A 7,944-nucleotide genomic window follows, 5' to 3' on the forward strand; every position below is an offset into this window, starting at 1 on the left:
CTGATCGACCAGCCCGCGATGCGCAATGTGCTGGCCGATCTGGTGATCGAGTCCGATGCCGCGACCACCGTGATGATGCGGCTGGCCGGGGCCACCAAACAAACACAGCTAGGCTGCGTGCGGACGAACTGGTGCGTGGAACCGGTGTGACGGGAGAAGTGTGGAATGAGCGTGCGCAGCTGGCCTCAGGTACTCGGAGTCCTCGCCGACGGTGGCGACCTGGCCGCGGACGACACGTCGTGGGCGATGAACGAGATCATGTCCGACAACGCCACTCCCGCGCAGATCGCCGCATTCGGCGTCGCCATGAAGATCAAAGGCCCGACGCCCGCCGAACTGACCGGCTTGGCCGCGGGCATGCTCGACCACGCCCGGCTGGTGCGCATCGATGGCGACGCGGTGGACATCGTCGGCACCGGCGGTGACCGATCCGGTTCGGTGAACATCTCCACCATGTCCTCGATCGTGGTTGCCGCGGCCGGTGTTCCCGTGGTCAAGCACGGCAACCGGGCCGCGTCGTCGAAGAGTGGCGGCGCTGATGTGCTGGAAGCGCTCGGCGTGAAGCTCGCGCTCGGTCCCGAGGCGGTGGCGCGCTGTGTGCGCGAGGTCGGCATCGGCTTCTGCTTCGCGGCCGTGTTCCATCCCGCCCTGCGCTATGCGGGGGCGGCCCGCAGCCAGATCGGCATACCGACGGTGTTCAACGTGCTCGGACCGCTGACCAACCCCGCGCAGCCGCGCGCCGGGCTGGTCGGCTGCGCGTTCGCCGACCTGCTGCCCGTCATCGCGGGGGTGTTCGCCGAACGCGGTGCGAGCGCCCTGGTGGTGCGCGGCAACGACGGGCTCGACGAGATCACCACCTCGGACACCACCGAGGCGTGGATCGTCTCGGGCGGGCGGACGCGCCGGACCACCATCGACCCCACCCGCATCGGCATCCCCCGGGTCGAGCTGGACGCGCTGCGCGGCGGCGACGCCGAGGTGAACGCGGGCGTGGCCCGCGACGTGTTCGCCGGTCGCGGTGGAGCGGTCCGCGACGCGGTGCTGCTGAATTCGGCGGCGGCGATCGTGGCCTACGACTGGTCGCGCGGCGCGGGCGATCCGGACGCGGATCTGCACGCCGCGCTCGCCGCGGGCATCGACCGTGCCGCCGAGGCGATCGATGCGGGCAACGCGGCCGCGCTGCTGGAGCGCTGGGCGAAGCTGACGCAGACACTCGGCGACAACTGACGCGGGTCGGTCGATGCGCGCGGGGTCGACACGCTGACCTGAGCGAAGGCCCTGATCGGCGCTGTCGCGGCCGGTAACGTTCGAGGCGGCAATCCGGCGCATCGCCGAGTTCGTCGGGCACCGCGCCGGCCGGTTCGACCGACGAGGAGCACAGATATGCGACCCTCCGTTCCGGCGCTACTCGCTGTCCTCGCCACCGCGGGTATCGCCGCCGCCGCGCCAGGAGCGAACGCGGCCGAAGGGGCCTTGTTCGCCGCAGGCCTCAGCTACGAGAACCCCGTGGGTTGCCTCGATGTCGGCGACGGGTCCGATGTGGAGATCCGCAACCGCACCGACGGCGTCGTGCACCTGTACGACGAGCCGGGCTGCGCGGGCGATGTCGTCGAAGTGCTCGCGCCGAACGACGCCGCCTATTTCGCGGTGCTCAGCGTCCGGGTCGAGGACTGAACGGGACTAGTCGCCCAGCGAGAACGCGGCCTCCACTTCGGCCCGCGAGTACGACTTGAAGGCGATGTGCGTCGTGGTGCGCAGGACACCGGGCGTCTTGTCGATCCGGGCGGTCACCACCTCGGCGATCTGCTCATGGTCGCGCACCCGCACGATCGCGATCAAGTCCACGTCGCCCGCGCAGGAGTAGACCTCGGCGACGCCCTCGGTGTCCGCGACCGCCTGCGCGGTCTCGGGGATGCGGCCGTTGTCGGCGTGAATCAAGACGATCGCGGTAATCATGACGCTCAGCCTAAGCGGTCGAGATAGCCCTGCTCGGTCGGTTGCGCGCGGACCGCCGCGGCGGCCAGTTCCGCCCAGCCCAGCCACCGCGCGGCGCCGAACAGCGGCTCTCGATATCCCTCCGTGGTGCGCACGATCCGCACCCCCGGCCGGGCCAGCCAGCGGGCGACCAACGCCACCTCTTCCGGCGAAGCGCCCCGCAACGGCGGCGCGTCTTCGGTGATCGGCGCTTCCCCCTCCGGCAGCGGATGCTCGGCGAGAACCCCCGTCGGGATCACCGTTTCGGCGGCGGCGACGATCTGTTCCACGAGGGGCATCGGCGGCACGCCCCGCGGTGCCGTGCCGGAACCGGCCAGGCGGCCGTACCGGATGACCGCGAATTCCCACCCGCCGTCGCCGTCGGGATGCGCGGCGATCAATTCGGCTATGCGTGCCAGCGCGGCCAGCCGTTGGGTACGGCGCAGCGCCCGCACCACCCGCGCCGCACGATCGCGCAGCCGCGCGGCCGCCTCGAAATGCTGGGCATGCGAGTGGGTTTCGATGCGATCGAGGATGGACCGGATCGGCGCGTCGCTGTGCCCGGCGAACAGTGAACGCACGAGCGCGGGCGCGGGCGCGTACTGCGCCATTTCCAGCGGGTTGCCCGTGGACCCCGCCGGACACCCACCGACGAGGGCGGGCGGGCACTCGTGCACCGCCCCGCGCGACAGCCGCGTCGTGCAGGTGCGCAGTCCGGTGAACTCGGCGATGATCAAGCCGAGGTCGGCGGCGTCGTTGCGGGAGCGGAACGGCCCCAGCGCATCCCGGGTGGGTTCGCGCACCACCGAGAACCGCGGGAACGGCTCGTCGGTGAGGGTGAGCCACCAGGCTCGCTTCGGAAATTTCGACCGGCGATTGTACGGCGGAGCGTGCGCCACCAGCAGCCGCAGTTCGCGCACCCCCGCCTCGAGCGCGTGCGCGCACACCACGTGGTCGACCCGAATCGCCAGGGACACCATCTCTTTCATCCGGCCCCGGGTCTCCGAACCGGTGAAGTAGTTACGGACACGACGGCGCAGGTTCACGGCCGTACCTATATATAGGACTTCGTCGGAAGGACCGCGGAACAGATACACACCCGGAGCAGCGGGGAGATCGGCCGCGAGGACGCGCTTGGAGCGCTGCCGGGGCGTGACGTCGGGCAGATAGTCCAGCAGCTCGGTGAGGCTGTGGACGCCCTGGTTCCCGACTCGTCCGATCAGCGCGTGCAACACGTCGACGGTCGCCCGGGCGTCGTCCAGTGCGCGGTGGGTCGGTTGGGTGGAGGCGCCGAGCAAGCGCGCCAGCGAGCCGAGCCGCACGGAGGGGGCCTCGTCGCGCCCGAGCACCCGCCGAGCCAGTTTCACGGTGCACAGCACCCGCGCGGCCGGCCACGGGGTGTCGCACTGCGCCGCGGCGGAGCGCAGGAACGCCATGTCGAATCGGGCGTTGTGCGCGACCAGCACGGCGCCCGCGGCGAACTCCAGGAAGCCGGGCAGCACCGCCTCGATCCCCGGCGCGGCGTACACCATCGCGGTGGTGATGCCCGTGACGTGCACGATCGCCGGCGGAATCGCGCGTCCCGGGTTGACCAGCGTCGCGAATTCGCCGAGCACCTCCCCGCCGCGCACCTTCACCGCGCCGATCTCGGTGATGGCGTCGGCTCCGGGACTGGTCCCGGTGGTCTCCAGGTCCACGACCACGAAGGTGGTGTCGTACAAGGGGGTGTCGAGCTCGTCGAAAGCCAGCTGCTGGACGGCCTGGCGCGGCGCGGGGTCGGACACGGCGAGCAGCGTAGGGCCACGGTCCGACAGGAACCGGGCAGGCGGATCCGCCACGAAATGTCCGAATTACACCGTGGGGATTCTCGGGCGATACCCGGCAAATGATCTAGAAATGCGGAAAAGAGACCCAGATCACAAAAGGCGCAAAACTGTATCAAACATTGCCGCGAGTCTTGCGAAATGCAGTCGATCAACAGCAGGCGAGCCCATCACCCCCGGCTCTACAGTGTACGAACGGGCGACCATGCCGTGCCCTACGGTGCTTTATAGCCATTTACCTGGCAAAACATCGGTCGAGGCAACCCGAGGCCGCCGACCGGTCCGGCCCACTCCAGCCGACAGCCGAAACCGGGCCCTTCCTGGGATTTCGGCACCGTTATCTTTTCGTGATTCCGTGGGACGCATCTCACAGCGTTTGGGCCACGGAATTGTTGAGCAGACGCTTTTCGCATTGCCCGGCCTTTACAAATCACCGTGATGTGTTCGTAACCTTTTCGAGACCTCACGGAGTCCGCCGCGCCAACCGGTGCGGCCCAGACGAAGTCCGCGGCACCACCGGGTGCGGCGTCGTGAGGCAGATTGGGAGTTCCGCATCATGACGACCAACGCCGTCAAGCGTCACGCACAACGCGCTGTTGCCGCCGGGGCCGTCGGCGCTGCCACTCTCGGCGCGTTACTGCTGCCCGCAGCCCCCGCGTCGGCCCAGCCGGTGACCATCCCCGGCGTGGGAACCTTCGACGTTCCCAACGAGATCCCGGTCCCGCCGGCCCTGCCGGGCCTCGAGCTGCCCGGTCCCGCCCCCCTTCCTTTCGCCGCCCCCAAGAGCTCCGGCGAGATCGCCTTGGACGCCGCTATGAGCAAGGTCGGCTCCCCGTACGTCTACGGCGCCGCGGGTCCCAACTCGTTCGACTGCTCCGGCCTGGTCCAGTGGTCCTACCGCCAGGCGGGCGTCGAACTGCCCCGCACCAGCGGCGCGCAGCTGTCCGCGGGCAGCCCGGTCTCGCTGAACGATCTGCAGCCGGGCGACCTCGTCTCGTTCTACGGCGGCAGCCACTCCGGCCTCTACGCCGGTGACGGCAACGTCGTGCACGCGTCCACCTCGGGTCAGCCCGTGAAGGTCGCGCCGATCTCCTCCATGCCGGTCGCGGGTGCGCGCCGCTTCTGAGAAGCAGCTGGCCGGGCCGCTGAGTCGCGGCCCGACCGCACCAACGGCCCGTGATCGTTCCGTGCTCTACTGGACATCGACACGGGCCGTTCCGTAACCTAACCGAGACCTTCCACCGATTACCCGCGGTTCGCCGACGCAAACCCCGGTTTCGGCGAAGGACTCTGCGTCGGTTTCACGAGAGATCGCTTCACGAGAGAACGGGGCACCGCGGGCTGTGGCTGAACATCACCGGAGACAGCAGACCAAACGTCTGGTGGGCGGGACGCTGGCAGCCGGAATCCTGGCCGCGGGCCTCTACGGCGGCGGACCGGCCGGAGCCGATCCGGTGGCACTTCCCTCGACGGCCACCGAAGCCGTGCAGCGGATGATCGATCTGTCTCATCAGTCCGAGCAGCTCAACCAGCAGGCACTGGGAGCGGAGGCCGAGCTGGAGGCGAAACTCGCCGTGCAGCGCGACGCCGACGCCCGGCTGGCCGCCAGTACCGACGTGGTCAACCGTGCCCGTGACGAGGTCCGCCGGTACCAGCCGGTCATCGACCGCACCGCGATCGCCGCCTACCAGGGCGCCCGCACCAACCGTCTGTTCGCCGTGCTGGTCAGCGACTCACCGCAGCAACTGCTCGACCAGATGTCCACGCTGGATGTGGTATCCGCGCAGACCTCCGAGCAGCTCGACCACTACGAGAAGGCCACCGACGCCGCCACCGCGGCCGAATCGGCGGCCCGCGCCGCCTCCGACGCGGCGCGCTCCGCCGCGCAGAAGGCCGAGGCGGTGCGCATCGATCTGGAACACAAGCGCAGTGATCTCGGTGGCGCCATCGCGCAGGTGGTGCAGGCCTGGGGCACGCTGTCGGCGAAGGACAAGTCCGCTCTCGCCGGATCGCCGTTCCCGCCCGGATTCGACCGCGACACCCTCTTGCAGGGTCTCGTTCCCGGCAGCGGCACCAGCGCACTGGCAGCGGGACTCACGCGAATCGGCGACCCCTACGTCTGGGGTGCCACCGGCCCGGACCAGTTCGATTGCTCCGGCTTGGTCCAGTGGGCCTTCAAGCAGGTCGGCAAGAACGTGCCACGGACCAGTTCGCAGCAGGCCACCTACGGCACCCCGGTGGCCAAGGACGATCTGCAGCCCGGCGACGTCGTCTTCTTCTACTCCGACATCTCGCACGTCGGCATCTACGCGGGAAACGGACTCATGTTGCACGCCTCGACCTTCGGCGTGCCCGTCGCGGTCGCGCCCATGGGCTCGACACCGTTCCATTCGGCTCGGCGATACTAGACCCTGTGAGCGAGCCAAACAGCGGCACCGCACTACCCCGGGCACGACCGACCGGCTACGGACGACCGTGAGCGACCCGCGCGGTCGACACGGCGCCTCCGCCACCGCACGGCACCGCGGCGCCATGTCGCCGGACGGTGCGCGCCGATGACCGGCATGCGGAAATCGCGCGACTGGTGGTCGGCGCGGCGGCGATTCGAGTTCTGCCTCACCGTCGCGATGGTGGTGGCGCTCACCGGCGTGTGTGTCGCGCTGATCATGTTGCCGAACACGGTGCTACCGAAACTGCGAGCCGCCGAACCGGGGACGACCGAGGCAGTCGGTCAGGTGGCGGCCACCGATCCCAGGCTCGCCGAGGTGCGGCGCATCGTCGAACCGTTCGGCTCCATCGTCGCCCGCCGGGTGCCGACCGGCGACGGACGGCAGTCCCTGGTCGTCGGCCATTCCGATCAGCGGATCGAAATCGACGTGCTGGAACGCGAACTCGCCGACGCCACCGCCGCGGTGACCGACGTCTGGGGTCCCGGCTGGGCGCAATCCGCGCTCGTCGTGGTCGCCTCGTCGCCTTCGGAGTTCGCGGCTCTGCTGCGTTCGCCCGACCTCCTGCCCGCCGAAGTCGCCGCCGCCTCGGTCGCCGACCCGTTCACCCAGGGCAGCAGCCCTACCGGCCAGCGTGTCGTCTTCGGTCCCGACACCGGACGCCGCCTCGATCCCGAAGGCATGGCCACCCTGCTGCGGCACGAACTCACCCACATCGCCGCGCGCGCGGACACCGTCGACGGCGCCCCGCTGTGGATGCTGGAAGGCTTCGCCGACTACACCGCGCACCACGGCGAAGGCCAGCGGTTCGCGGACATCGCCCCCACCCTCACCGCGCATGCTCACGCCGGGCAGATCCCCGTCGATCTGCCCGTCGACGCCGAGTTCTCCGGCACCGACGCCGCCTTCACCTACGAAAAGGCCTGGTCGATCTGCGCATTCGTCGCCGAGAAATACGACCGTCCGCACCTCGTCCAGCTCTACCACCGCATCGCGGCGGGCAAACAGGACCCGACCACCGAAGACGGCATCCTCCGCGAAGTCCTCGGCACCACCCGCACCGAGTTCGTCGACGACTGGCGCGAGTGGGTACGAGCCAGGACCGCCTGACCCCACCTCCGCAACCGCGAATCGCGGACTGCTTCTACGCCGCGCCCCGCCGATAGGCAGGGTCGGCGGACGGCATAGGCAACTGAAGGCGCCGTGCCGAGCTGGGACTGGTCGGCCGAGCCACCCGCCCGAACCAACCCGCCCCTGCGCAAGCGTTGACCAACGAATACCGCCAACCGGAAACACAGCCGGCCCAACCCGCGTGCACTATGCCGACGAGCCGCATGCCGACCCACCAAGCTCCCGGTTTCGAGCGAAGCATGCGCCGTTCGCGGCCCGGTCCGGTTCGCACGGCCGTCGCGGATCGGTCATCAGGACGACCACTGCGAGCCGCGTGCACGATGCCCAGGGTTCGCGCCCCCACGCGCCCGGCGCATCCCAACTCCCGGTTTCGAGCGGAGCGAGACCAAGCATCCGCCATTCGCAGCCCGACTCGCGTTCGCACGCCCACCGCGTACCCGACTGATCACCGGTCACCGACGACCACCAACCACTGCTGGCCGCGTTCTACATCGCCCAGGACGCGCTGTTCCTCGGCGTCGTGCAGATCGTGGTCTACACCGGCGCGGTCATGATGCTGTTCCTGTTCG

7 protein-coding genes and 1 pseudogene are annotated in these 7,944 nt (G+C 69.6%); 6 read left to right on the top strand and 2 right to left on the bottom strand.

Annotated elements, in window-relative coordinates; genetic code table 11:
* The first annotated feature begins 165 nt into the window (after positions 1-165).
* Together trpD and ABZ420_RS35595 are read left to right on the top strand one after the other, a co-directional pair.
* On the top strand, positions 166-1,227 hold the full coding sequence (gene trpD, locus ABZ420_RS35590; RefSeq protein ID WP_357132487.1) for an anthranilate phosphoribosyltransferase: 1,062 nt from the start codon (positions 166-168) through the stop codon (positions 1,225-1,227).
* A gap of 156 nt (positions 1,228-1,383) precedes the next feature.
* Positions 1,384-1,674, top strand: a complete 291-nt coding sequence (locus ABZ420_RS35595) for a hypothetical protein (RefSeq protein WP_357132490.1) — start codon at positions 1,384-1,386, stop codon at positions 1,672-1,674.
* Positions 1,675-1,680: 6 nt separating this feature from the next.
* Here ABZ420_RS35595 and ABZ420_RS35600 read toward each other — a convergent pair whose 3' ends face one another.
* Positions 1,681-1,956 (bottom strand): Lrp/AsnC ligand binding domain-containing protein, encoded by a 276-nt coding sequence (locus ABZ420_RS35600; RefSeq protein WP_040865888.1) that lies wholly within the window; start codon positions 1,954-1,956, stop codon positions 1,681-1,683.
* A 5-nt stretch (positions 1,957-1,961) separates the two neighbouring features.
* A complete protein-coding gene (locus ABZ420_RS35605) occupies positions 1,962-3,758 on the bottom strand; it encodes a DEDD exonuclease domain-containing protein (RefSeq protein ID WP_357132494.1) in 1,797 nt (598 codons plus the stop codon).
* Positions 3,759-4,353: 595 nt separating this feature from the next.
* Here ABZ420_RS35605 and ABZ420_RS35610 point away from each other — a divergent pair.
* The 4 genes and pseudogenes from ABZ420_RS35610 to ABZ420_RS35625 form a co-directional block, all read left to right on the top strand.
* Positions 4,354-4,923, top strand: a complete 570-nt coding sequence (locus ABZ420_RS35610; protein ID WP_357132497.1) for a C40 family peptidase — start codon at positions 4,354-4,356, stop codon at positions 4,921-4,923.
* Positions 4,924-5,140: 217 nt separating this feature from the next.
* Complete coding sequence (locus ABZ420_RS35615) at positions 5,141-6,205, top strand: NlpC/P60 family protein (protein WP_357132501.1); 1,065 nt, start codon at positions 5,141-5,143, stop codon at positions 6,203-6,205.
* A gap of 147 nt (positions 6,206-6,352) precedes the next feature.
* On the top strand, positions 6,353-7,354 hold the full coding sequence (locus ABZ420_RS35620; protein ID WP_357132504.1) for a hypothetical protein: 1,002 nt from the start codon (positions 6,353-6,355) through the stop codon (positions 7,352-7,354).
* A gap of 493 nt (positions 7,355-7,847) precedes the next feature.
* Positions 7,848-7,944: pseudogene (locus ABZ420_RS35625) on the top strand (NADH-quinone oxidoreductase subunit J); the annotation flags it as partial.

The sequence above is a fragment of the Nocardia sp. NPDC005745 genome (genome assembly GCF_040630775.1).
In the GTDB taxonomy this organism is placed as follows: Bacteria; Actinomycetota; Actinomycetes; order Mycobacteriales; family Mycobacteriaceae; genus Nocardia.